Raw genomic sequence first — 22854 nt, forward strand, 5'->3', positions numbered from 1 at the left:
AAACAAACGAAGCATCTTTTTAATTTAAAAAGATGCTTCGTTTGTTTATTTCCCAAATTAGATTAAAAAACATATTATACAAATAGGTTGTTTTTCATAAGGAATAAATGTATTATTTACAGTAAATTACTAGGAATTATTAATATTATTTTGGAAAGGTTGGTATCCCGCATGAAGGTTGTGCAAAACATGACAGAATTAGTTGGTGAGACACCGATTGTAAGGTTAAATGAAATTGTACCTGATCATGCTGCAGAGGTTTTTGTGAAATTGGAATTTTATAATCCGAGTAAAAGTGTCAAAGACAGAGCTGCATATAATATGATTAAAGTAGCAGAAGAAGAAGGTATACTTACACCAGGAGATACTATTATTGAACCAACTAGCGGAAATACGGGAATTGGTTTAGCAATGACTGCAGCAGCTTGTGGTTATGAAGCTATTTTGGTAATGCCTGATAATAGCACAATGGAAAGAAGAAATATTTTACAGGCATATGGAGCTAAAGTAGTTTTAACCCCAAGTGAAGAAAAAATGCCAGGAGCAATAAAAAAAGCTAAAGAAATGCAACAGGAGATTCCGAGCAGTTTTATTCCTCAGCAATTTGAAAATCAAGCTAATCCCAATATTCATCGCTTCACAACCGCTAACGAAATTATTGAACAAATGAAAGGTGAGTTAGATGCTTTTGTTGCAACCTCTGGAACTGGCGGTACAATTACAGGAACAGGAGAAGTATTAAAGAAAAAAATACCAAAATTGCATATTACTGTCGTCGAGCCAAAAGGATCACCGGTTCTCTCAGGCGGTAAACCTGGAAAACATAAGCTCGTTGGAACGAGCCCTGGATTCATACCAGACATTTTAAATACTTCTGTCTATGATGAAATTATACAAATAGAGGATGAAGATGCAGTCGATATGTATAAAAAAGTTGCACGTAAAGAAGGGATTTTTGTTGGTCTGTCAGGAGCGTCTGCTATATTTGCAGCGATTGAAGTAGCTAAACGTATTGGAAAAGGTAAAAAAGTATTATGTATTGCACCTGATACTGGAGAACGTTATTTGAGCATGAATTTATTTGATGAATAATATAAAATTGCCCACATTAAACATTAAGTGGGCAAAACTCTTATTTACTGTTTTTTATAATTTCTCTTTTAACTTCCCAATAATAAACTTGCGGAAGTCCAAGGTGTATCCAATAATCATGTAACAAAGACGCTCCAATAAATATAACCATTTGCCAATCAACGTTTTTCACTGAATCATCCTTTTTATTATTAAGTGTATTTATGTACATACTTGTTTTAGTACTTAAACGCATGAACTATTTTAGTACTAAACATGAATGGGATTCGAACTCCATTACAGGTACACGATTATAGTAAATGTAGCGCTCTGAGAGAACGATTGGACGATTTGAAAGAGTTTTGAGACGATAAAGGAATATAAAATAGGAGAAAATTTAAAACAACTGATTAAGGAATGATTGAAGTGGATCGTAAATTAGTGAAACAACAAATCAATAAATGTCCGATTGGTGAATTAAATAGGTGGAGAAAACATGCTGTAAAATGCCTGAATTATTTTTTAAAGTACAGGGATGAATTTGAGATACAGGAATGTAACTTTGTGATCTCACATATTGACAAAAGATTAAAAGAAATTGAAGGAGAAATCAAATAAACATAGAGGTAAAGGGAATGGAGAGGAAGCGATTTTACTGAAACCTTTTACTTTCTTTATCCAAGTTTACATAATATATATTATAGGAAGTTAAAGAGATATTCATCTCAGATTAAAGTATACTTGTGATAGTGAGATATTTTAGAAAAAAGGTTTCGATTTGTATGCTTTTAATTATTTGCTGTTTTTGATTTATTATAATTTAAATATTTTTCTACCGTAAGCTAGCGGAACTGCTATATGATAACAAATACTTTTTTCTACCTTAGCATTGCCATTTCGCATTCATAAATAAGACCTCAAATGTTGATTAAGTCATCGATTTATATGTTTCTATTTATTTTGGAATGTGATCTAATTCACATTATTATTTATTATTGATGAATGCTCAATTTCATTTTTCGTTTAATATTTTGTCAATCTCTTCAATTCACCCTATATCATATTTCTCCATTAACTGGTCTCTTCGGTCGCTTACTTTGTTATAAGCTCTTCTTTTTTCTCTTAATTTTATTTTTGCAATAAGCATAATATCAAGTTCATCTTTTTTTCGTTGGCTAAAAGCATATACGTCTTAACTTGTGCGTGGATATGGTAATTAGTGGACGGGTTCAAGGAGTTGGTTTTCGATATGCTACTCAACAGAAGGCAATAGAATATGGTTTAGATGGCTGGGTTCAAAATAACTTCGAGGGTACAGTTGAGTTAGAAATTGAAGGGACAGAAGAAAAGCTTTATGCTTTTATCGATGAAATGAAATCCGGATATAATCCAGTTATTCGCATAGATCATATCGAAAAGCAAATAAACGAGGAAGCTAAAGGTTATAAACGCTTTTCTATTAAATAATCATTATAAATCAAGCCACTACCTTTCTAAAATAAAAGTAGTGGCTTTGTTTTATTGTTCTTCAAAAAACTTCCTATTTAAAGCAATATATTCAGTTTCTTCAGCAGGTACCTCATCTTCCATGAAGATAGCTTCAACAGGACATACTGCTTCACATGCTCCGCAATCGATACAAATATCAGGATCTATGTAAAACATGTCTTCTCCTTCTTCTATACAATCAACAGGACAAACTTCTACACATTCGCCTGACTTTTCATCTTTACAAGGTGATGTAATTACAAATGCCAAGTAAATCTCCTCCCTTTCTTAACTATCGTGATGTAATTTATGCCATGTCATGGAATGAATTTATATCCTATTATAACGCATTCACATCCAGAAATGAAAGATTTTATATTAATTTTAATACTATACTATATTCCACACTTAGGCAAGACCGTTACCAAAACCGTCATAAGTGTTATTTGATTTATTCTTTTTTTGGAGTTTAGAACATACTATTTACTACTCAGTTTATTATAAGGAGGAAATTCATGGAGGTTTTAGTTCGATTAAATGATACTTTGAGGTATTACAGTCAATTGTTTGACATTCCGTTGCTATTGATCGAAAAGTCGAATCCGCAAATAGCCTCAAATCAATTAAAATCAGGCGATTCCATTCAAATTCCAGGATATGTATTAAATAAATATACAGTTAATAGAAACGATACATTACGTGAAATCGCCGTCCAGCACAACCTTTCTCTCGATTGCTTACAATTAATTAATCAATTAACAAATACAAACGATTTAAAAAAAGACCAAACGATTTACTTACCGAAACGTGTAAACGACTTTATTATTTCCGATATTGATCATTATACGTATGATAAAATGCAAAATGATCTAAAACAACTTCAACAATTATATCCTTTTATTTTTACTCAAACGATCGGATATTCTGTAATGGGAAAAAAACTTGTTGAAGTACAAATAGGAAGTGGAGATAAAAAAACGCATTTAAATGGCTCGTTTCATGCCAATGAATGGATAACAACATCTGTGATTATGAAATTTGTAAATGAATATGCTTTATCTCTTACTAATAATAAGCAAGTAAAGGGAATTTCTACGCTCCCCTTATTTCAGGATACGACGCTTTCTCTTGTCCCAATGGTCAATCCAGATGGAGTTAATCTTGTATTAAAAGGTTCGTCCGAAAGTGGTAAATACAAGAAAGAAGTATTAGCGATGAATAAGCAAAGTGAGAATTTTTCAAACTGGAAGGCAAATATAAGAGGTGTTGATTTAAATAAACAATATCCGGCGAATTGGGGGATGGAAGCAAAGCGTAAGCCTGCCTCTCCGGCACCGAGAGATTTTCCTGGAATAAAGCCATTAACCGAACCTGAGGCAATTACCATGGCAAACCTGGCTAAGGAAAGAAATTTTGCTAGAATAAATGCATTTCATACACAGGGAGAAGAAATTTACTGGGGATTCAAGGGATTTGAACCATCTATATCTAAACGTATTGCAGGTGAATATGCACGTGTGAGTGGTTATAAACCTATAGGTGAATTAGACAATTATGCTGGTTATAAAGATTGGTTTGTAAAAAAATTTCAAAAACCCGGATTTACTATTGAATTGGGTAAAGGCGTGAACCCTTTACCCATTAAGCAATTTTCGGCTATTTATGAAAGGAATGTAGGAATTATGCTAGCGAATTTATACCTTTAAATAAATCTTATTGTTATATTAAAAAATAACAGGATAAATCACCTGTTATTTTTTAATTCCTTAAAATAGTCTTTAAGGTATCCACCTATTCGTTTGCTATTGTCTATAATAAAATAAAATTCATCTGTTTCATTTTTCACATCATATATTTTTCCGGGGGTTAATTTATTGTGTACGATAAATCGTTTTGCATCTGTGTGCACACATTCTATTTGTTTTATTGTTTCTGTGTTCTCCCAATTTAAATGGATCATGTTTATCTCCTTTTTTGTAGTTTACATAATATAATTATCGAAAATAATCAATCAAATAGATATAAATAGTTCTTATAGCCTTCTTCTGCCATTTTTTCTTTAGGGATAAAACGCATGGCTGCAGAATTCATACAATAGCGCAAGCCCCCCCGATCAACTGGTCCATCATTAAAAACATGACCAAGATGTGAATCGGATCTCCTGCTTCTGACTTCTGTACGAATCATACCATGGCTGGAATCTGTCTTTTCCGTTAGCTGGTATTTATCCACGGGTTTAGTAAAGCTTGGCCATCCACAATTTGCGTCAAATTTATCTTTGGAAGTGAATAAAACTTCTCCTGATATAATATCTACATAAATACCTTCTTCCTCGTTATCCCAATACTCATTGTGAAAAGGCTTTTCCGTACCGTTTTCTTGGGTTACGTGATATTGTATTGGTGTTAGTTGCTCTTTTAAATTTGCTTTATTAAATTTTGGTTGCCAATTATTTTTGAGGAAATCTTCCCGCCCGGATCCTTTTTTATATAAACGATAATGAAATGACTGTTTCTTATAATAATCTTGATGAGCTTCTTCAGCTTTGTAAAATGGTTTGGCAGGAAGAATTTTTGTTGCAATTGGATTTTTAAACTTGCCACTTTTTTCCAATTTTTGTTTTGATTCTTCTGCAATCCGTTTTTGTTCTTCATTATGATAAAAAATAACTGTTTGGTAGGACTCTCCTCTATCATGAAACTGTCCACCTGGATCTGTGGGGTCGATTTGCTGCCAGAATGTATTGACCAATTCTTGATAAGGCATTGTTTTTGGATCAAAGGCAATTTGAACTGCTTCAACGTGTCCTGTCGTATTTGAACAAACTTGCTCATATGTTGGATTTTCTATTTCACCTCCTGTATATCCAGAGATGACTTCTACCACACCTGGACGCTCATCGAATGGTTCTACCATACACCAAAAACATCCACCAGCAAAAGTTGCCAATTCATGATTATTAGCCATGTTCTTTACCTCCAGTACTGTATTCTTTACTGTCTATTTTTCAGGTTATAGTTGGAAAAATCAAGTGGTGTGACTTACGATTGTTTTAAATAAATAATTTGGGTGTTGATTCACCACTTATACGTTTTTGTTGATTTGGGTACCCCTTCTCTTTTCGATATGTTGTTTGATCGTTTGTAACCTTATTACTGCTCTCCATGATTTCTTTATTATCTTCAAGGCTCTCAAGACTTTCTGCTTCAATACTTTCAGAATCTTCAACCTCTTTAAAAGCTTTTAACATTCTATACATGGCAGGAAGGTTTTTGACCATTGGCCCGTATTGTTGAACAATTGGAGCTGTTGATTGTACGACACCTAACACTTGCTGTACATTATTTAATGTTTTTGATAAGCCGCCTACTCCTTTTTGCATTAATGGCTGCATTTTGTTTTGTATATGATTCCTATTTGGCATTCTATTTAAACCGGGATTCGGTGGTATCGTATGAATAGCATTAGAGTGATAGTTTCTTGGACCTTGCATTGGATAAACCATAAGATCCTCCTTTCAAAAAGTAATGCTCTAGATAGCTTACGTTTATTAATTGAAAAGAGTGTAGGCTAAGGACATCTCTTCAATATTTCCCGGGCAACCGCAGAAATATACAAGAAACCAAGCTTTTTTCCACCTTTTTCAATATTATAACGAAATTTATCGAACAAGGCTTTCGTCTCTCCTTCTCCTGTTCAATCCGGTTTAACTTTGACCGAATGAAAAGGCAAGCTTTGATCCTTTATGAGAAGGAGTTATTTGTAATTTTGCATGGATTTCATTTTTTAAATATGGAACATGAGAAATAATTCCAAGTAATCGATTGCTGTCTTGTAAACTTTTCAAACAATCAATCGCCTGTTGTAAGGAGACTTCGTCTAATGTTCCAAACCCCTCATCAATAAATAATGTGTCCAACTGAACTCCGCCTGAATGACTTTGTACAACATCCGCAAGACCTAAAGCAAGACTTAGAGCAGCTTTAAATCCTTCACCTCCGGATAATGTTTTAACAGACCGCTTAAGCCCTGTATGGTGATCAAACACTTCAAGATCTAACCCACTTTGAGCCCCCCTCTTGGCAACCTGTCCACTGCGCATTAGCTGATATCTGTTTTCAGTCATTTGGTTTAATCGAATATTTGCCTGTAATAGAATTTCATCTAAGAATGAGGCTAATACATAACGTTCAAACGAAAGTTTTAAAGAATTATTTCCATGAGCTAATTCGGCTAACTCACCGATCATATAGTATTCCTCTTCTAATTCCTTTTGATGCTTTAATTCTCGATTAATATGTTTAAGAATACTCTCATCATTGGTCAGCTTTAATTTCAAGGCATAGAGATGGTCATTGATCGTCTGTAATTGGTTTTGTTTCGTATCAACTAATTCCGATAGTTGGTGCAGATCGGGGCGTGTCATATTGTTGGTTTGAAGCAATAATTCTTGTAAACGAAGATTAATTTGCTTCATTCTGTGCTCAAAACGCTGTATTTCTTCCTCGATAACCGATTGTTTCTCAAGAGGCATTTTTGCTTTCTGATAGGCTTCGGCTGATGCAAATCCTTTAGCTTTCATAGTATCATTAAATTGCAGTTGTTGGGATTCATAATTCGTTTTTTTGTTTTTTTCAAATAAGACCAGCTGATCAACAATCGTAGTTTCTTTTTGTAATAATTCATAAGTTGCTTGGTATTTTTGTTTGGTTTCCTCCCAGCGCTTTACCATATGGTCCAATTGGTTCTCTTTATCTGCTATTTGTTGCTTAAAACGTTTAACATCATTGATATCCTGAGGAAGTTGCTTTGCTAATACGTCTAATTGTGTATTTAATTTTATAGCATCATCATTTGCCCTTTGATACTTATTAACGTATTGATCAAACGTTTGTTTAAGATCCCCTATCCGTTGTCTATACTGCATTTTTTGAGTTTTCAATGTTTGAATTCGCTCTAAATCCTGTGTGAGTTTTTTAAGGTTTATTTCATGACTGATGATAGAATTTTGAAGCTGTTTGATTAAATGGCTAATGGATTCTTGGTCAAGACTTGGCAGTGTATCTTCAAGTTCCTTATAAAGCTTATTAACCGTTGCGCGTTGACTTTGCCCTTTTGACTTACAATCACTAAAATTTTGGTGTAATGCTAAAAATGATTGCTCTTCATCTTGAAGTTTTTGCTTTAGTTGTTTTATATTTATTTGAATTGATTGATGTTCTTGTTCTGCTTTATTAGGATGTTCCATAGAACCGCAGACAGGACAAGGAGATCCATATTCTAAATGTTGTGCTATATATGCCGCATAATGGAGCTTTTGTTGGTCTTCAGCCTTTTCATACGCTTCTTTAAGCTGATTTACTATTTCTTGTTTTTCGATATATTGTTTTTTAAGTATTTGATAATTATTGCGCAACTCATTTAAGTACTGATTTTCTTTAAAGAGGTCTGTCAGCTTTTTGACCTTATCTTTGATTTTTTCCAGTACATCTTTTTCTTGATAATAGTCCTTAGTTAGATCTTGCTCTTCACCAAGCTTCTGCTCGATGCCCTCTAGTTTTTTTTCAGTTTCTTGAAGTTTTTTTTCAGCATTATCCATTTGTTTTTTGTCTTTTTCTTTTATGTTCGTAGCTTGTATTGCTTTATCTTGCAATTCCAGGTAATGATTAACTTGGTCTAATTGTTGTTTCATATTGTTGATAGCTTCTTTTAATTTCTCTCGTTTATCGCTAAGGGATTCTTCCTCTTCATGGTGTTTTCGAATATTTTCAAAATCAAGGTTTATTTGAGTTATTTTTTCTTGTTGTTTTTGTAATTCATTTTGTTGTTCGATCCATTCCTTCTTTCTTGCTCTCATTTGTTCTTCAAAAGGAATAATTTCCTGTGCTCGTTTTGCAGATTGAAGTTGTTCTTTCATTTGTTCTATTGAGTCTAATTGATCACTTAATGCCGTCTTATCTTTTTTTAGTTGTTCCTGCTCCTTAAATTTTTCTTCAACTATTCTACCTTCATTGAGCTGATTTTGAGCATTTATCAGTGCTTGTTCCTGGGTGGATTTTTGTTTTTCTTCATCTGCAATTTTTTCCTTTGTAAGACGGATTTCTTCGCGTAATTTTTCTATGATAAAATGAATAGAATTGTTTTCTAAAGAGTGCTCTTCCTCCCTATTTGAATGATACTCCCAGTTTATTTTAGCTATTTCGTGTTGAATATTATAATCTAAATGATTGATTTTCTCTTTTAATTCTTTTGATTCTAACTTTAATTCTTCTGTTATTTTTTCATAAAAATACGTATGAAAGATTTTTTGTAAAATCGATTCTCTTTCTTTGCTGTTTTCAGAGATTAACTTACGAAATTCCCCTTGAGGGATGAGCACCATTTTACAAAATTGTTCATAATCAAACCCTAATTTTGTTTCGATTGTTTCATTGACTTCTTTGATTCTGGCAGTGATCAGTTCCTTTTTGCCATCTATCATTTCGTACAGTGTTGCTTTTGCTGGTTCATCTGTATATCCATCGCCACGTTCTTTCTTTTTTAGCTGTCTTGGCTGTCTGATAATCTCATATTCTTGATTATGGAGTGAAAAGCGATACTTTACTTTGGTTGGATCATCAACACTAGCGAAATGACTGCGCAAGGAATCTTGATCACGGTCAGATCCACTCGCCCGTCCATAAAGAGCATAGCATATCGCATCAAATATTGTTGTTTTGCCCGCACCGGTGGGCCCTGTAATAAGAAAAATGGATTCTTCTCCAAGCTCATCAAAATGAATCGTTTGTTTTTCCAAATATGGTCCAAAAGCTGTTAACTCTAAAGTAATCGCTCGCATGTTATTCCCCTCTTTCTCTTTCTAGAACTTTTGAAATGACATGGTTTATTTGTTGAATTTTTTCTTCGGAAATTGTTACACCTTTTATTTCCTCATAAAAGGAAGAAAATAATTCTGTATGTGACTGTGATTGCCTTTTTTGGATTTTCTGTAAATCTAGTAAACTAGTTTTTGAAGATAATCCTTTTCTTTCTAAGCGTAAAATATTTGGATAAACGCTTCTTAACTTATTCATTGGATCAATGATTTCCCCAGTATCCAGCAAACGTATATGCAAAAAATCCATATGATTATCAATAGGGTGTTCCAGTAATTCCTCAAAATATCCTTCGATCACTTTCATGTCGTGTTTTGGTATTAGAGGAATCATTTCTAGCTGGCAGTTACCTTTTTTATCAAGATCAATCATTGTTACAGATTTTTTGTGGTTTGCTTCAGAAAAAGAGTATTTTAATATAGAGCCGCTATAACGTATTACATCGCTTTTAACACGCTGGGCTTGATGTAAATGCCCCATTGCTACATAAGTAAAGTCATAAAATAAAGATGCATCGATATAAGGTGTACCACCAATCATTGATAAACGTTCTTCAGACTCTGACTCCATCCCTCCAGCTAAGAATGCATGTCCAACAAAAATATGACGCTCATTCATATCATTATTTTCTTTAATATAACCTATTATTTTCTCCATTGCAGATTGATGGGAATGAATAGATTCATCTTGAAATAATACCCGAGCTTCAGAAGGTTCGATATATGGAATCAGATGAAAATAAACGGGGCCATATTCATCGTTAAGTATAATTGGCTGTAGATCTGGACGGAGTTTTGTTTCGATATATAGATTCTGCGTCCGAAAGAGCTGATTTCCAAACTCTAATCGATCAGGACTATCATGGTTACCAGCAATTGCAAGTACTGGTGTTTTTAATTCTGTTATTAATGATGTCAATATATGGTTTAAAAGTTCCACTGCTTCTTTTGGCGGAACAGCTCTATCGTATATATCACCAGCAATAATGACTGCATCTGGTTTTTCATTTTTCACAATTTGTAAAAATTGAGTTAAAATAAATTCTTGTTCCCCTGTCATATGAACATTATTGACGATTTTGCCTAAATGCCAGTCAGCGGTATGTAATATCTTCATTTGTCTCCTCCTTGTTCCCTTATTCTAACATGGTTCAATTAAATAAAAGGCCCTGGAAATTTCCAGAGCCTTTTAATCTTCATTTGATAAATAAATATCCCACAATTCATCAAAGACGGTAAGTGCATTTGTAAAGGGGCTGTTCCACTCCAAATAATTGCTGACTTCATTATAATTCGTAGCATGTTTTGGAAAATTTTGATCCAAATAAACCCAGTCTGCCAGCCGGCTCTGATCGTCTGGCTGGACCTTGCCGCGATAAGTTAATAAAAATTGATAAAATGATCTCATAAAAATCCCCCTATTTATTGAAATTCATCGTTTTCCATAAATTCTTTATGTTTTCGCTGTTTTTTACGGTAAACGATAGCGGATAAATAAATACTAATTTCATAGAGAATAAATAATGGGATTGCCACGACAATTTGTAAAATAACATCTGGCGGAGTTACAACGGCTCCAATAATAACTAAAATAAAATAAGCATACTTTCTTGTTTTTTTCATGAAATCTGGTGTGATAATTCCTAAACTTGTTAAAAACATAGCAATGATAGGAATTTCAAATAGAACTGCAAATGGTAATGTGATCCGTATTAAAAACCTAAAGTATTTATCAACCGTAAATAATTCATTAAACATTCCATCATTCAGCGAAAGCAAGAATGGAAGAATAAGTTCAATAAAAATAAAATAACCAAAAGCTAGACCACCTATAAATAAAAAGAAAATAGCAGGTATATAAGATAAAGAAGCTTTTCTTTCGGTTGGTGTCAATCCAGGCTTTATAAATAACCATATCTGTAAGCTAAGAATAGGAAGTGTCCCAACAATAGCAATTAAACCAGCCATGGTGAAATAGACCCAAATTATATCTCCGGGACTTGTTACATTTAATTCAAATTCCAAATCATTGACGAAAAATCCATATATATCTTTTACAAAGACGAACCCAATAATAAATAGAAGGACAAAAAGAATAGCCGTTATAATAAGCCGGTTTCTTAATTCTGATATATGACCAGTTACATGCATTTCTTTCTCTTGATCAATTTTGCGAGCAGCCATTATTTTATACTCCCTTACAGTAGATATAAGCGAAAAAGAAGGTGTAAGGTAAATGCCCTTACACCTTCGGAAAATAAAATATTAGTTGTTATCTTTATTATTTGTTTTATCATCACCGACAATATCATTTGTAGCTTTTTTAAATTCCTTTAATGAGCTTCCAAATGCTTTTCCGATTTCTGGTAATTTCGCCGGGCCGAATATTATTAAGGCAAGAATAAGTATTAATATTAACCCGGGGATTCCGATATTGCTAAACATAATTATCACTCCGCAATATTATTTATTTTCTTCCCCTTTAACGATGTTTTTTGCATCTTTTATTTCATCGGTGACATCACTGGTTAAATCATGTGCTGATTTCTTAAATTCACGTAATGTTTGTCCAGCTGCTTTACCAATCTCAGGCAGCTTTTTGGGACCAAAAATAACCAAAGCAATAACTAAGATTAATATTAAACCTGGAAAACCTATATTAGTAAACATATGACACCTTCTTTATAAGATATATTTATTATAATACATTTTGTGAAAATATACATCAGAACATTGAAAAGGACATAAAATGTTCTTAAATTTAGTGTATGTATTTCGGCAAAATCTACACTTAGTTTAACATGTTTTTAGTCCATTTAACAACTTATACTTGTGTTGCTTTTTCATATTCTGCTGGACTATTCATATTAAAAAAATGCTTTTGTAATAATTCCTCAGGAAGAGTTCCGAAGTCACTTACATAATTCACCCTTATATCATCAAAGAAACCTTTTACTTTCAAGTTGTTTTTTTCTAGATGTGCTTGGATAACTGGTAAAGCCCTTCTTGTATAAATACCAGAGAGCGGATGCATGTGATTATTATAAATAGGAACAACAGCATCATCATGATCCAGTTGATTTAATAAAAAGTGATAAATGTCCTTGCTTATGAATGGCATATCACAAGCGGCAATTATATAAGCGTTGGCATCGATATGGTATAAAGCTGTCTCTAGTCCAGCTAAAGGTCCTTTATCGATATACCTGTCACTGCATAGCTTTACACCTAAAAATTCGTATAATGAAGGTTCATTTGCAACGATCATGACGTTATCACTACAATGTTGGAGCTCTTCTAGAATATGTTTAATGACAGGCTTATGATTAATTTCTAAAAGTGATTTATTTGTACCCATTCTTGAGGATTTCCCCCCTGAGAGTATAACCCCGCAAACTTCCATATTATCTCCTCACTATATTTTATTTACGGTCATATTGTAAAAAATAATAATCATACGGGTTTTTTTCGCCTTTTTCTTTTATACTTAATTTCCATTCTTCCTCTTTAAAATCGGGAAAATAAGTATCACCATTAAACGACTCATCAATCCATGTAATATACATTCGATCTGCAAATGGGAGCGCTTGTTTAAAAATATTACCCCCTCCGATAATAAAAAATTCCGTATTTGGATTTTCTTCATTCCATTGCAATACAGTTTTTAAGTCATTTATTACCTCAATACCTTCTGGGAATTGATATTGCTTACGTGTGAGCACAATATTTCTGCGATTTGGTAAAACTTTACCGATCGAATCATACGTTCTCCTTCCCATAATCACATTATGGCCTGTTGTTTTTTCTTTAAAAAATCTAAGATCTTTTGGTAAGTGCCATGGCATACCATTTTCAAACCCAATTACATGATTGCGATCCATAGCAACAAGCAATGAAATCATCTTCTAGACCTCCTTCGTTTTGATGAAGAATCAAAATTTTTTCACTGTTATACAGCAATCGGCGCTTTAATTGCTGGATGTGGATGGTAATCTGATATAGATAAATCAGACACTTCAAAGTCAAAAATAGATTCCTTATCTTTATTAATATGAAGTGTAGGTAAATTTCTTAAATCACGCTTAAGTTGAGTCTTAACTTGCCCAATGTGATTTGTATAAATGTGTGCATCCCCTAATGTATGAATAAATTCTCCTACTTCTAACTTGCATTCATGTGCAATTAAAGATATTAATAAGGCATAGCTTGCAATATTAAACGGCACACCTAAGAAAATGTCGGCACTACGCTGATATAATTGACAAGAAAGCTTCCCGTCAGCAACATAAAATTGAAACAATGTATGACATGGAGGCAGTGCCATTTGTGGAATATCAGCAGGGTTCCAAGCGGTTACAATATGTCTTCTAGAGTCAGGGTTTGAGCGAATTGAAGCTATTACTTCTTTGAGTTGGTCAATTGTTTTATTATTGGTTGTTTGCCAACTACGCCACTGTTTTCCGTATACAAACCCCAGATCACCGAATTTCTTAGCAAAATGGTCGTCTTCCAGGACCTTTTCTTTAAAGATGTTCATCTGCTGTTCGTATTTTTCTTTGAATACGGGGTCTTGCTGACTCCGAATACCGAAATTATCCATGTTTGGTCCTTTGTATTCATCACTTTCAACCCACTTTTTAAATGCCCACTCGTTCCAAATATTATTCTTATTTTCCAATAAAAAGCGAATGTTCGTATCACCTTTAATAAACCACAAAAGTTCACTTGCTACTAACCGGAAAGGTATTTTCTTTGTCGTTAACAAAGGAAATCCTTCACTTAAATTAAAACGCATTTGATGTCCAAAAACTGAATAGGTCCCTGTATTAGTACGATCATCTTTCTTAGTTCCATTTTCTAAAATATATCTGCATAAATTTAAATAAGCTTGTTCACCTGTAGTCATACTATCCCTCCAAGTATAAATTATATTACAAGGTATATCATTCAACAATCCATTTTCTGCATAAAGTCTAACATAGTTTGACAAGAAAAAGTTTAATAATTAAAAACAAGTAAGGAGAGTGCATGCCTTACTTGTTTTTAGAATATACGGTATTCGTTAGAGGTGTTTCTCGCTAAAATAAACCGATAACTTTTCCATCATTCGTAACGTCCATGTTTAAAGCAGCTGGATTTTCAGGAAGTCCTGGCATTGTCATCATTTCACCAGTTAGTACAATAATAAACCCTGCACCGATAGAGGGGCGTAATTCTCGGATTGTAATTGTAAATCCCTTAGGTCGACCCAATAAAGAAGGGTCGTCTGATAATGAATATTGTGTTTTCGCCATACACACAGGTAGGTTTCCCCAACCTTCTTTTTCATAAAATGCTATTTGTTTTTTTGCTTGGGCAGATAATTCAATATCTCTTGCACCGTATATTTTTTGTGCAATTTTTCTTATTTTGGTTTCTAACGAATCTTCTAGCGCATAAACGTACTGAAAATTCCTTTTAGCGGAATCTATTTTATTAATTAATTTTTCAGCAAGTTCTATTCCACCTTCTCCTCCGTGCGCCCATACGTCGGTTAATGCAACATCCACATTTCTTGATTCACACCAGCTTTGAATAAAATCTGTTTCTGCCTCCGTATCAGTCGGGAATTTATTAATAGCAACGACATATGGCAGACCAAATTCCTCTATTGTTTCTATATGTTTTTTAAGATTCTCCATACCGGCTTTAAGTGCATCAGCACTTTCTGCTGTTAATTGATCAACTGGTACACCACCATGCATTTTTAATGCGCGGACAGTAGCAACAATAACAACTGCCTCTGTATTTATGTTACCGGCACGAGACTTTATATCTAAAAATTTTTCCGCTCCAAGGTCAGCTCCAAATCCAGCTTCTGTAACAACATAATCCCCTAACTTGGAAGCTGTTTTTGTGGCCATGATACTGTTGCAACCGTGTGCTATATTAGCAAATGGCCCCCCGTGAATAATAGCGGGTGTATTTTCAATCGTTTGTACTAAGTTAGGCTTTAAAGCATCTTTTAGTAAAACTGTTAAAGCTCCTTCTGCATTTAAATCATGAGCTGTAATTGGTTTTTCATCATATGTGAAACCAATTACGATTCGAGATAATCTTTCCTTTAAATCTGCTAAACTCGTTGACAGGCAAAGGATAGCCATTATTTCTGAGGCTACTGATATATTAAAACCATCTTCTCGGGGAACCCCGCGGGTTGGCCCCCCTAGCCCAACTACAATTTGCCTTAAAGCACGATCATTCATATCCATTACACGTTTCCATTCGATTCTTCTTGGATCAATGTTCAATTCGTTTCCCCGATGAATATGATTATCGATTATGGCAGACAAAGCATTATTTGCGCTTGTAATAGCGTGTAAATCACCAGTGAAATGCAGGTTAATATCTTCCATTGGGAGTACTTGGGAGTAGCCGCCTCCGGCTGCCCCTCCTTTCATTCCCATAACAGGGCCAAGAGAAGGTTCACGTAATGCAATTACAGTTTTTTTACCAATTTTATTTAGTGCTTGTCCAAGTCCGACCGTTACTGTGGATTTTCCTTCACCGGCTGGAGTTGGATTAATGGAGGTTACTAAAATAATTTTACCGTCTAGCCTATCTGATGAATTATCAAACAGCTTTTCTGATAATTTAGCTTTCGTATGACCAATAGGCTCCCAGTCAGTTTCGGTTAAGTTGAGTTCTTCGGCAATCTCACTAATGGGTTTCAGTTTTGCTTGTTGAGCAATTTGTATATCTGTATTCATCACTCCACCCCTTTATCCAATATATATTTATTGTAACTGATTATGGAATTTTTTACACCAATTGTGTGTGAACACGCTTACACTTTATAGTACATTTTATTAAAAATATCGATGGAATATGTGCTAGGACGGATAATTCTTGATGTTTAATCCTTGACTGACATAGTAAAATAGGCTATATTAGACACAAGCAAAGAAGATGTATGGAATCATTAAAGACAAGTAGCTTCAAGTGGAAGTGGATGTAATAGTGATCCCACCTTCTAGTTTGAGGCTGCTTTTTTGATATTCTAGTGATCTGCTTTGTATTAACACGTTTTACGTGAAAGTTTTTAGGAGGATTAAGTACATGGAAAACGGAGTAGTAAAATGGTTTAACGCAGAAAAAGGGTATGGTTTCATTCAAGTTGAAGATGGAGACGATGTATTCGTACACTATTCAGCTATTCAAGAAGAAGGCTTTAAATCTTTAGAAGAAGGCCAACAAGTTACGTTTGAAATTGTGGAAGGCGAACGTGGCCCGCAAGCAGCAAATGTAGTTAAACAATAACAAAGATTATAATAATAGCGGTAATCTTATGGATTACCGCTTTTTTTTGATGTTTCTTTTATGACCTGATAGCTAATGCCTTTTCTTCACTTGGAATTCTTATTCGTAATAAAAGCAGATGAAGTATCGGGAAGATAACGGAAGTAATATATGCGCCAAATAATAAAGGAATAACAAATAATTCAATTGCCACAATAATATAATTTGGGTGTTTTACATATTTGTATGGCCCTTTTTTTATTAATGCTACTCTTGGCAAAACGATTATTTTTGTATTCCAAAATCTGCCTAATGTTGTTATACACCATACTCTTCCTAATTGAGCTGCAATAAAAATAGAGAATAAATATACGTTTAATGAATGTGCTTGATCACTTTGAAAACCAACTTCCAGCATAATTGATAAGAAAAATAAACAATGCAATAACACAAACCATTTATAATGTTCTTCTCCGATTTTTACTCCCCCTTTTGCCATCATCCATTTTTCGTTACTGTTTGCAATTTTTATTTCTACCAGCCGTTGGGTAATAATAAATAGAATCAAACCCCACATCCATACTGCCATTCAATTCCACTCCAATAACAATAATTCTGAACTAAAACCAGGTCCTAGAGCACATAATATACTCTGTTCCTTTTGATTTACACTTTCCTTCATCCATTCAAGCAATACGTACAAGACAGTTGCTGAAGACATATTTCCGTGATTTGCTAACACGTTATGGGAATGCTTCATTTTTGTTTTAGACATATTTAAAACTTCTTCCATTGCCTCTAAAACTTTTTTACCGCCCGGATGGGCAATGATTGAATGTATTTGATGTCGGTCCAATTTAGACTTTTGAATAAAAGCGGTTATGTGATCTTTCCATAATGTTTTGACAAGCGAGGGAATACTTTTTGAAAAAATTACTTCTAACCCTCTTGTTGATATTTTCCATCCCATAATAGAAAGACTGTCTTTTTTTGTAAAAGAGCTTGTTTTAGTGATTTTTGGAGTTGTTTTTTTTCGGTGATTTAAATAAGGAGACCTTTCTCCCATAAGTAAGACTGCACCTATGCCATCTCCAAAAAGAGCTGTTCCAATTAAGTTGCTTTTTGAAAAATCATCTTTCTGAAAGGTGAGACTACATAGTTCACAACAAACAAGAAGAACACTTTTTTCTGGGTGGGCAGTTAACCAATCAAATGCACGTGCTAATCCGATGGCTCCCCCCGCACATCCTAATCCCCAAAGCGGCATCCGGTTAATATCTTCTCGGAAAGGCCGCTCATTTAATAAATGTGCATCAAGAGAGGGTGTTGCAATTCCAGTACTTGATACAAACATAATCATATCGATAGCATTGTATGGAATATCTTCGGTTAAAAATTCCTTGTTTGCTAGGCAATGATCGATTGCGTGCAGCGAATATTCTTTAGCACATTTTTGATATAAGTTATTTTTTTCTTCGAAGGTGTGAAGTTGCTTAAACCAATTTTCTTCGACTACTAATTGTCTTTCATTGATCTCTGCCCTGTCAAAAACGGGAAGTAATCGATTAATTTCTTTTTCTGGATAAGGAAAGATGTTTTTCACTAAGTTCTTAACCTTGTCTTGAGATATAACATGTTGCGGAATTCCTAAGCCAATAGAACTGATATAAGACATATATCCCAACCTCCTCCTTAGATGTCCTCCTTGTAATTTATCTTGTTTATTCTTCACGTAATGAGATAATTTTATCCTTTATTTCAAAAAATATACATTTTATTGTCACGTATCATTCACAAACTTTTCTAACCTAATGGTTAGAAAAATCTCATGAAAACAGTATACAAGCGTTATTGAAGACTTTGTGAATTCCTGTGAATTAAGACAAATTTTGCTTTCAATTTATGTATGATGAATGTAGGGTATACAACACAAAATTAAAGGGGTGAATGTAAGTCAAGAAAGACTTTACGAATGATGCAGGAAAGAATTAAAAAAGAAAGGAGAACTATTTTATGCCTAAAGCTCAAGTTAATCAGCAATCCCTAAAAAAAGATGCAAGTGAAGATAAAACTTCTTTAAAGGGTACTTTTGTTTCAGTAATGCTTTTAGGAGGTTTCATTATATTATCTTGGCTGGGAGTATGGGGCCTCTATATATCACGTTAGCGAAAAGGAGTTAAGAACCTATGAATATGCATAAATATGAAAAGATTTGGCTATTATTTGGAACTGCTACTTTACTTATTTTTCTAATCGTAGTTGGTATAAGTGCATTTTATATGGGAAATCAACCCCCCAGTTGCGCTGTTACATTAAATCCTGAAAAGGTTCACGCAACAGCACCATTTGATGATCCAGGTCTGAAAAAAATAGGTGATAACGAATATCAGCTTACCGTCGTTGCATCTGCTTTCAATTACGATGTCGGTACAGACGATAAAATTGTTCAAATTCCTAAAGGAGCAACAGTTCATTTTAATGCAACGACTACGGATGTTGTACATGGATTTGAATTAGCTGGAACGAATGTAAACATGATGCTTGAACCAGGGTATATCAGCACTTATACAAATACATTTAATAAAGCGGGAAAACACACCCTCTTATGTAACGAATATTGTGGTACAGGGCACCATTTAATGTCTGCAACAATTGAGGTGGTGGAATAATGATGAAGGTTATGAAGGGGATTCATTCTGCGGATGCTAAGTTAACTATGGCACATATGTATGTGGCTTTTTTTGCCCTTTTAATCGGAGCAACAGCGGGTTTAATGCAAACCCTTGTCCGGTCTGGGAAAGTTACATTGCCGGCAGGTATCGGCTATTATCAAATATTGACGCTTCACGGAGTTGTACTCGGACTTGTTTTAACAACCTTTTTTATATTAGGATTTTTGGTAGCTACACAAAGTAAAACAGCGGGAAAATACAGCTCAGGAGAACGTAAATGGGCTTGGGCTGGATTTTGGATGATGACAGCTGGAGTTGTAACTACAGCTACCTTCATTTTATTAAATGAAGCTTCTGTCCTTTATACGTTTTATGCACCTTTAAAAGCACATCCGGGCTTTTATATCGGGTTAGCATTAGTTATTATTGGAAGCTGGTTTGTAGGTTTTGTTATCTTCCATCGCCATGCACGATGGAGAAAAGAGAATCGCGGAGAGCGAACACCATTATTAAGTTATATGGCCGTTATAACCATGTTAATGTGGCAAATAGCAACATTAGGTGTTGCAGCGACTGTGTTACTGCAATTTCTGCCTTGGTCACTTGGATTCACAGAAACAATTGATGTGCTTGTAAGCCGTACATTATTCTGGTATTTTGGTCATCCACTCGTCTATTTTTGGTTACTGCCTGCTTATATGGCCTGGTATGCCATTATTCCTAAAATAGTAGGCGGAAAAATTTTTTCAGATTCCTTAGCACGGTTATCGTTTATTTTGCTCTTATTATTTTCTATTCCAGTAGGATTCCATCATCAGTTAACAGAACCTGGTATTGATCCATTCTGGAAATATCTTCAGGTTGTATTAACGTTCCTAGTTGTAATCCCATCTCTGATGACTGCATTTTCTTTATTTGCTACCTTTGAAGCTAGAGGTCGTGAGTTAGGTGCAAAAGGTTTATTTGGCTGGCTTAAGAAGATGCCTTGGAAAGATGTTCGCTTTTTAGCTCCATTTATCGGTATGGTTTGGTTTATACCAGGTGGTGCTGGCGGGATTATCAACGCATCCAACCAAATGAACCAAGTTGTGCATAACACAATATGGGTAACAGGGCATTTTCATTTAACCGCGGCCACTTCTGTTATTTTAACATTTTTTGGAATAGCTTACTGGTTAATCCCTTCCATGACCGGCCGGAAATTAACTGCAAAAATGAATAAGTGGGGAATTATTCAAACTATTGTCTGGTCTGTTGGTATGGCTATAATGTCAGGGGCTATGCACTGGCAAGGTTTGCTTGGTGGCCCACGTCGTTCTGCTTATTCCGAGTATGCGGGTAATGCTGATACAGCAAGTTGGGGTGCTTATCAAATTGCACAGGCTATTGGCGGATCGATTCTTTTTATCGGTATGATTATCATGTTGGTTATTTTTGTTAATTTAGCCTTCTTTGCACCTAAAGGAAAAGAGGAATTTCCAATTGCTGTAGTTGGTGAAACTTCCGGAACTACGCCTAAGGTACTTGAAAATTGGAAGCTTTGGATCGGGGTGACAGTCGCATTAATTTTATTTGCTTATACGATTCCGTTTATTGATATTATCCAAAACGCACCTCCAGGATCTAAAGGTTTTAGACTCTGGTAATACGGGGGAATTTTTTCGTCCCCCCTTCTTTCTATTTCTTTGACATTATGGAAATGAAACATTGCTACTATCATTTTTATTATTGGAGGTAAACAGCTTGAAAAAATTATATATTATTTTCGGGGCTTTGTTGATACTGGGAATTTCATCAGGAATCTTTTATTTAAAAGTCATTAAACCGGGAAGCGCTGAATTACCTGAAGATGTTGTCATGGAGACCGCATTTAATGAAGAGTACTCTTTTGCCGATATGCCGAAAAAAGCACGCCTAATTGAATTTATGTATACAAATTGTCCTGATGTTTGTCCTACAACCACATTAGAAATGTCAAAACTTCGGCATAAGCTGATGGAAGAAGGCGTGTTTGGTGATAAAGTGGAGTTCATTACGATAACAATCAATCCAGAACACGACACGAATGAAGTATTAAGAGATTATGCAAGCAGATTTGAAGTTACTACGCCAGAAGATGGCTGGGTGTTTCTAAGAAGTTCAGAAGAGGATACAAAAAAAGTTGCTGATGCATTTGACTTTTTATATAGAGATCCAGGAACTGGTGATATTATCCATTCTACGTTTACTTACTTCCTGGATGAGAATAATAATTTAGTTGAAAAATTCACAATGGGTGATGGTTTTAATAAAGATAAAGTTTATAAAAGAATTATGAACACTATAAGTTAAAAGTATTCAGTGGAGAGCTTTGCTCCACTGAATACTTTTAACTTTTTTATTTTTTGCCAAAGTACTGATAGTAATCGGTGCGAATAAAACCATTAAATAACTTTCTCTTTTTTGTGGCTTTTTGTCCATATTCTTTTTCAAAATCTTCAAATGCAGTTAATATATATACACTCCATGTTGGATGTTTATACATAATAGAACCAAGGTCTTTATAAATTTTTGCAGCTGCTTTTTTATCCCCGATTCGTTCTCCATAAGGAGGATTTCCAATAATATATCCGTTTTCTTTACGAATAAATAAATCCTTTACTTGCATTTGTTTCCAGCTTATAAGCTCCCCTAAGCCTGCTTCTTGTGCATTGTCATTTGCTATTTTTACAACATTATGATCAATATCAGATCCAATTATATCTAAATGCTGATCGTAATTTGCCAAGTCCTCCATTTCTTCAAATGCCTCATCCCATAGCGTATTTTTAATAAAGAACCAGTCCTCTGAGGCAAATTCTCTGTTAAAACCGGGAGCAATATTTTGTCCAATTAAGGAAGCTTCAATTGGTATGGTTCCTGAACCGCAAAAAGGATCAATTAATGTGTAGTCTGGCCTCCAATTTGTCAGCATAACAAGTGCTGCAGCAAGTGTTTCTTTTAGAGGGGCTTCTCCTTGGCCAATACGATAACCTCTTTTATGTAGCCCTACTCCTGATGTATCTATGGTTAACATAGCATTGTCTTTATGTAATGCTACCTCTATTTTATATAATGGCCCCGTCTCAGGCATTTTTGTTGCCAGACCGTATTTTAATTTTAATCGCTCTGCAATTGCCTTTTTGGTAATTGCTTGGCAGTCCGGAACACTATATAAAGTAGATTTTATAGATTTACCAGATACGGGAAACCTTCCGTCTTCCGGAATAAATTGTTCCCAAGGTAAAGCTTTCGTAGATTCAAAAAGCTCATCGAAAGTCTTAGCAGTAAACGAACCGACTAATAATTTTACACGATCTGCCGTACGCAACCATAAATTACAACGTGGAATAGCTGATACAGGAGCATCAAACAGGACCATACCATTTTCGATTTTCACCTCATAGCCCAGCTGTCTAACCTCTTTTGCCACAATAGATTCCAATCCCTATT

At 34.6% G+C, this 22854-nt stretch carries 26 protein-coding genes; 9 read left to right on the forward strand and 17 right to left on the reverse strand.

All coding sequences use genetic code 11. From position 1 onward, the window contains the following. Window positions 1-171: 171 nt before the first annotated feature. From cysK to GZ63_RS0115705, 3 genes are all read left to right on the forward strand, one after another. A complete protein-coding gene (gene cysK / locus GZ63_RS0115690; protein ID WP_029271176.1) occupies window positions 172-1092 on the forward strand; it encodes a cysteine synthase A in 921 nt (306 codons plus the stop codon). A gap of 405 nt (window positions 1093-1497) precedes the next feature. Next, on the forward strand, window positions 1498-1689 hold the full coding sequence (locus GZ63_RS0115700; protein WP_156947757.1) for a hypothetical protein: 192 nt from the start codon (window positions 1498-1500) through the stop codon (window positions 1687-1689). A gap of 591 nt (window positions 1690-2280) precedes the next feature. Then, window positions 2281-2538 (forward strand): acylphosphatase, encoded by a 258-nt coding sequence (locus GZ63_RS0115705; protein ID WP_029271180.1) that lies wholly within the window; start codon window positions 2281-2283, stop codon window positions 2536-2538. 51 nt (window positions 2539-2589) lie between these two features. Here the strand turns inward: GZ63_RS0115705 and GZ63_RS0115710 are convergent, their stop codons facing one another. Continuing rightward, the gene (locus GZ63_RS0115710) at window positions 2590-2829 is read right to left on the reverse strand and encodes an indolepyruvate ferredoxin oxidoreductase subunit alpha (RefSeq protein ID WP_029271182.1); all 240 of its coding nucleotides are present in this window, start codon (window positions 2827-2829) and stop codon (window positions 2590-2592) included. 245 nt (window positions 2830-3074) lie between these two features. Here GZ63_RS0115710 and GZ63_RS0115715 point away from each other — a divergent pair, with 245 nt between their 5' ends. Then, entirely contained in the window at window positions 3075-4265 is a 1191-nt protein-coding gene (locus GZ63_RS0115715; protein WP_029271184.1) for a M14 family metallopeptidase, read from the forward strand. Between the two features lie 38 nt (window positions 4266-4303). On the opposite strand, the gene GZ63_RS0115720 is transcribed toward GZ63_RS0115715, so the two are convergent. From GZ63_RS0115720 to GZ63_RS0115785, 13 genes are all read right to left on the reverse strand, one after another. After that, window positions 4304-4519: a DUF6501 family protein gene (locus GZ63_RS0115720; RefSeq protein WP_029271186.1), complete on the reverse strand. Its 216-nt coding sequence runs from the start codon at window positions 4517-4519 to the stop codon at window positions 4304-4306. A gap of 47 nt (window positions 4520-4566) precedes the next feature. Then, window positions 4567-5526, reverse strand: a complete 960-nt coding sequence (gene msrB, locus GZ63_RS0115725; protein ID WP_029271188.1) for a peptide-methionine (R)-S-oxide reductase MsrB — start codon at window positions 5524-5526, stop codon at window positions 4567-4569. Window positions 5527-5611: 85 nt separating this feature from the next. Then, a complete protein-coding gene (vrrA, locus tag GZ63_RS0115730; RefSeq protein WP_051681522.1) occupies window positions 5612-6064 on the reverse strand; it encodes a VrrA/YqfQ family protein in 453 nt (150 codons plus the stop codon). Window positions 6065-6265: 201 nt separating this feature from the next. After that, complete coding sequence (locus GZ63_RS16960) at window positions 6266-9397, reverse strand: AAA family ATPase (RefSeq protein ID WP_038221309.1); 3132 nt, start codon at window positions 9395-9397, stop codon at window positions 6266-6268. Between the two features lies 1 nt (window position 9398). Beyond that, window positions 9399-10550 (reverse strand): exonuclease SbcCD subunit D, encoded by a 1152-nt coding sequence (locus tag GZ63_RS0115745; protein ID WP_029271192.1) that lies wholly within the window; start codon window positions 10548-10550, stop codon window positions 9399-9401. Between the two features lie 72 nt (window positions 10551-10622). Then, the gene (locus tag GZ63_RS0115750) at window positions 10623-10841 is read right to left on the reverse strand and encodes a YozE family protein (RefSeq protein WP_029271194.1); all 219 of its coding nucleotides are present in this window, start codon (window positions 10839-10841) and stop codon (window positions 10623-10625) included. Between the two features lie 14 nt (window positions 10842-10855). Then, window positions 10856-11617, reverse strand: a complete 762-nt coding sequence (gene tatC / locus GZ63_RS0115755) for a twin-arginine translocase subunit TatC (RefSeq protein ID WP_029271196.1) — start codon at window positions 11615-11617, stop codon at window positions 10856-10858. 81 nt (window positions 11618-11698) lie between these two features. Further along, window positions 11699-11878: a twin-arginine translocase TatA/TatE family subunit gene (tatA, locus tag GZ63_RS0115760; protein ID WP_029271198.1), complete on the reverse strand. Its 180-nt coding sequence runs from the start codon at window positions 11876-11878 to the stop codon at window positions 11699-11701. 18 nt (window positions 11879-11896) lie between these two features. Beyond that, window positions 11897-12103: a twin-arginine translocase TatA/TatE family subunit gene (locus GZ63_RS0115765; RefSeq protein ID WP_029271200.1), complete on the reverse strand. Its 207-nt coding sequence runs from the start codon at window positions 12101-12103 to the stop codon at window positions 11897-11899. Window positions 12104-12257: 154 nt separating this feature from the next. Further along, the gene (mobA, locus tag GZ63_RS0115770) at window positions 12258-12836 is read right to left on the reverse strand and encodes a molybdenum cofactor guanylyltransferase (RefSeq protein WP_029271202.1); all 579 of its coding nucleotides are present in this window, start codon (window positions 12834-12836) and stop codon (window positions 12258-12260) included. Window positions 12837-12855: 19 nt separating this feature from the next. After that, the gene (locus tag GZ63_RS0115775; RefSeq protein ID WP_029271204.1) at window positions 12856-13335 is read right to left on the reverse strand and encodes a dihydrofolate reductase; all 480 of its coding nucleotides are present in this window, start codon (window positions 13333-13335) and stop codon (window positions 12856-12858) included. Window positions 13336-13382: 47 nt separating this feature from the next. Beyond that, window positions 13383-14339 carry a thymidylate synthase gene (locus tag GZ63_RS0115780; RefSeq protein WP_029271206.1) on the reverse strand — a complete coding sequence of 319 codons (957 nt, stop codon included), beginning with the start codon at window positions 14337-14339 and terminating at the stop codon, window positions 13383-13385. 172 nt (window positions 14340-14511) lie between these two features. Next, window positions 14512-16182, reverse strand: a complete 1671-nt coding sequence (locus GZ63_RS0115785) for a formate--tetrahydrofolate ligase (protein ID WP_029271208.1) — start codon at window positions 16180-16182, stop codon at window positions 14512-14514. A 349-nt stretch (window positions 16183-16531) separates the two neighbouring features. On the opposite strand from GZ63_RS0115785, the gene GZ63_RS0115790 reads away from it, so the two are divergent. Beyond that, window positions 16532-16732, forward strand: a complete 201-nt coding sequence (locus GZ63_RS0115790; RefSeq protein WP_029271210.1) for a cold-shock protein — start codon at window positions 16532-16534, stop codon at window positions 16730-16732. 58 nt (window positions 16733-16790) lie between these two features. On the opposite strand, the gene GZ63_RS0115795 is transcribed toward GZ63_RS0115790, so the two are convergent. Further along, window positions 16791-17300, reverse strand: coding sequence for an isoprenylcysteine carboxyl methyltransferase family protein (locus GZ63_RS0115795; protein WP_029271212.1), 510 nt, complete (start codon window positions 17298-17300; stop codon window positions 16791-16793). After that, the gene (locus GZ63_RS0115800) at window positions 17301-18386 is read right to left on the reverse strand and encodes a type III polyketide synthase (protein WP_029271214.1); all 1086 of its coding nucleotides are present in this window, start codon (window positions 18384-18386) and stop codon (window positions 17301-17303) included. 338 nt (window positions 18387-18724) lie between these two features. On the opposite strand from GZ63_RS0115800, the gene GZ63_RS17655 reads away from it, so the two are divergent. The 4 genes from GZ63_RS17655 to GZ63_RS0115820 all read left to right on the forward strand — a co-directional run bounded on the left by GZ63_RS17655 (window position 18725) and on the right by GZ63_RS0115820 (window position 21714). After that, on the forward strand, window positions 18725-18877 hold the full coding sequence (locus GZ63_RS17655; RefSeq protein ID WP_084179369.1) for a subunit I/II of b(o/a)3-type cytochrome C oxidase: 153 nt from the start codon (window positions 18725-18727) through the stop codon (window positions 18875-18877). Window positions 18878-18897: 20 nt separating this feature from the next. Then, entirely contained in the window at window positions 18898-19380 is a 483-nt protein-coding gene (locus tag GZ63_RS0115810; protein ID WP_029271216.1) for a cytochrome c oxidase subunit II, read from the forward strand. Next, window positions 19380-21029, forward strand: coding sequence for a b(o/a)3-type cytochrome-c oxidase subunit 1 (locus GZ63_RS0115815; RefSeq protein WP_029271218.1), 1650 nt, complete (start codon window positions 19380-19382; stop codon window positions 21027-21029). Before GZ63_RS0115810 ends, GZ63_RS0115815 begins: the two co-directional genes overlap by 1 nt. Before the next feature lie 97 nt (window positions 21030-21126). Then, entirely contained in the window at window positions 21127-21714 is a 588-nt protein-coding gene (locus tag GZ63_RS0115820; protein ID WP_029271220.1) for an SCO family protein, read from the forward strand. Window positions 21715-21760: 46 nt separating this feature from the next. Here GZ63_RS0115820 and GZ63_RS0115825 read toward each other — a convergent pair whose 3' ends face one another. Beyond that, the gene (locus GZ63_RS0115825; RefSeq protein WP_051681523.1) at window positions 21761-22846 is read right to left on the reverse strand and encodes a THUMP domain-containing class I SAM-dependent RNA methyltransferase; all 1086 of its coding nucleotides are present in this window, start codon (window positions 22844-22846) and stop codon (window positions 21761-21763) included. Window positions 22847-22854: the final 8 nt, after the last annotated feature.

It is taken from the genome of Virgibacillus alimentarius, assembly GCF_000709085.1.
GTDB lineage: Bacteria > Bacillota > Bacilli > Bacillales > Amphibacillaceae > Virgibacillus_B > Virgibacillus_B alimentarius.

Excerpts from the sequence above, each read along its gene's own strand:
- cysK (WP_029271176.1), top strand. The coding sequence starts at position 172 with ATGAAGGTTGTGCAAAACATGACAGAATTAGTTGGTGAGACACCGATT.
- GZ63_RS0115705 (WP_029271180.1), top strand. The coding sequence starts at position 2,281 with ATGGTAATTAGTGGACGGGTTCAAGGAGTTGGTTTTCGATATGCTACT.
- GZ63_RS0115715 (WP_029271184.1), top strand. The coding sequence starts at position 3,075 with ATGGAGGTTTTAGTTCGATTAAATGATACTTTGAGGTATTACAGTCAA.
- GZ63_RS0115720 (WP_029271186.1), bottom strand. The coding sequence starts at position 4,519 with ATGATCCATTTAAATTGGGAGAACACAGAAACAATAAAACAAATAGAA.
- msrB (WP_029271188.1), bottom strand. The coding sequence starts at position 5,526 with ATGGCTAATAATCATGAATTGGCAACTTTTGCTGGTGGATGTTTTTGG.
- vrrA (WP_051681522.1), bottom strand. The coding sequence starts at position 6,064 with ATGGTTTATCCAATGCAAGGTCCAAGAAACTATCACTCTAATGCTATT.
- GZ63_RS16960 (WP_038221309.1), bottom strand. The coding sequence starts at position 9,397 with ATGCGAGCGATTACTTTAGAGTTAACAGCTTTTGGACCATATTTGGAA.
- GZ63_RS0115745 (WP_029271192.1), bottom strand. The coding sequence starts at position 10,550 with ATGAAGATATTACATACCGCTGACTGGCATTTAGGCAAAATCGTCAAT.
- GZ63_RS0115750 (WP_029271194.1), bottom strand. The coding sequence starts at position 10,841 with ATGAGATCATTTTATCAATTTTTATTAACTTATCGCGGCAAGGTCCAG.
- tatC (WP_029271196.1), bottom strand. The coding sequence starts at position 11,617 with ATGGCTGCTCGCAAAATTGATCAAGAGAAAGAAATGCATGTAACTGGT.
- tatA (WP_029271198.1), bottom strand. The coding sequence starts at position 11,878 with ATGTTTAGCAATATCGGAATCCCCGGGTTAATATTAATACTTATTCTT.
- GZ63_RS0115765 (WP_029271200.1), bottom strand. The coding sequence starts at position 12,103 with ATGTTTACTAATATAGGTTTTCCAGGTTTAATATTAATCTTAGTTATT.
- mobA (WP_029271202.1), bottom strand. The coding sequence starts at position 12,836 with ATGGAAGTTTGCGGGGTTATACTCTCAGGGGGGAAATCCTCAAGAATG.
- GZ63_RS0115775 (WP_029271204.1), bottom strand. The coding sequence starts at position 13,335 with ATGATTTCATTGCTTGTTGCTATGGATCGCAATCATGTAATTGGGTTT.
- GZ63_RS0115780 (WP_029271206.1), bottom strand. The coding sequence starts at position 14,339 with ATGACTACAGGTGAACAAGCTTATTTAAATTTATGCAGATATATTTTA.
- GZ63_RS0115785 (WP_029271208.1), bottom strand. The coding sequence starts at position 16,182 with ATGAATACAGATATACAAATTGCTCAACAAGCAAAACTGAAACCCATT.
- GZ63_RS0115790 (WP_029271210.1), top strand. The coding sequence starts at position 16,532 with ATGGAAAACGGAGTAGTAAAATGGTTTAACGCAGAAAAAGGGTATGGT.
- GZ63_RS0115795 (WP_029271212.1), bottom strand. The coding sequence starts at position 17,300 with ATGGCAGTATGGATGTGGGGTTTGATTCTATTTATTATTACCCAACGG.
- GZ63_RS0115800 (WP_029271214.1), bottom strand. The coding sequence starts at position 18,386 with ATGTCTTATATCAGTTCTATTGGCTTAGGAATTCCGCAACATGTTATA.
- GZ63_RS17655 (WP_084179369.1), top strand. The coding sequence starts at position 18,725 with ATGCCTAAAGCTCAAGTTAATCAGCAATCCCTAAAAAAAGATGCAAGT.
- GZ63_RS0115810 (WP_029271216.1), top strand. The coding sequence starts at position 18,898 with ATGAATATGCATAAATATGAAAAGATTTGGCTATTATTTGGAACTGCT.
- GZ63_RS0115815 (WP_029271218.1), top strand. The coding sequence starts at position 19,380 with ATGATGAAGGTTATGAAGGGGATTCATTCTGCGGATGCTAAGTTAACT.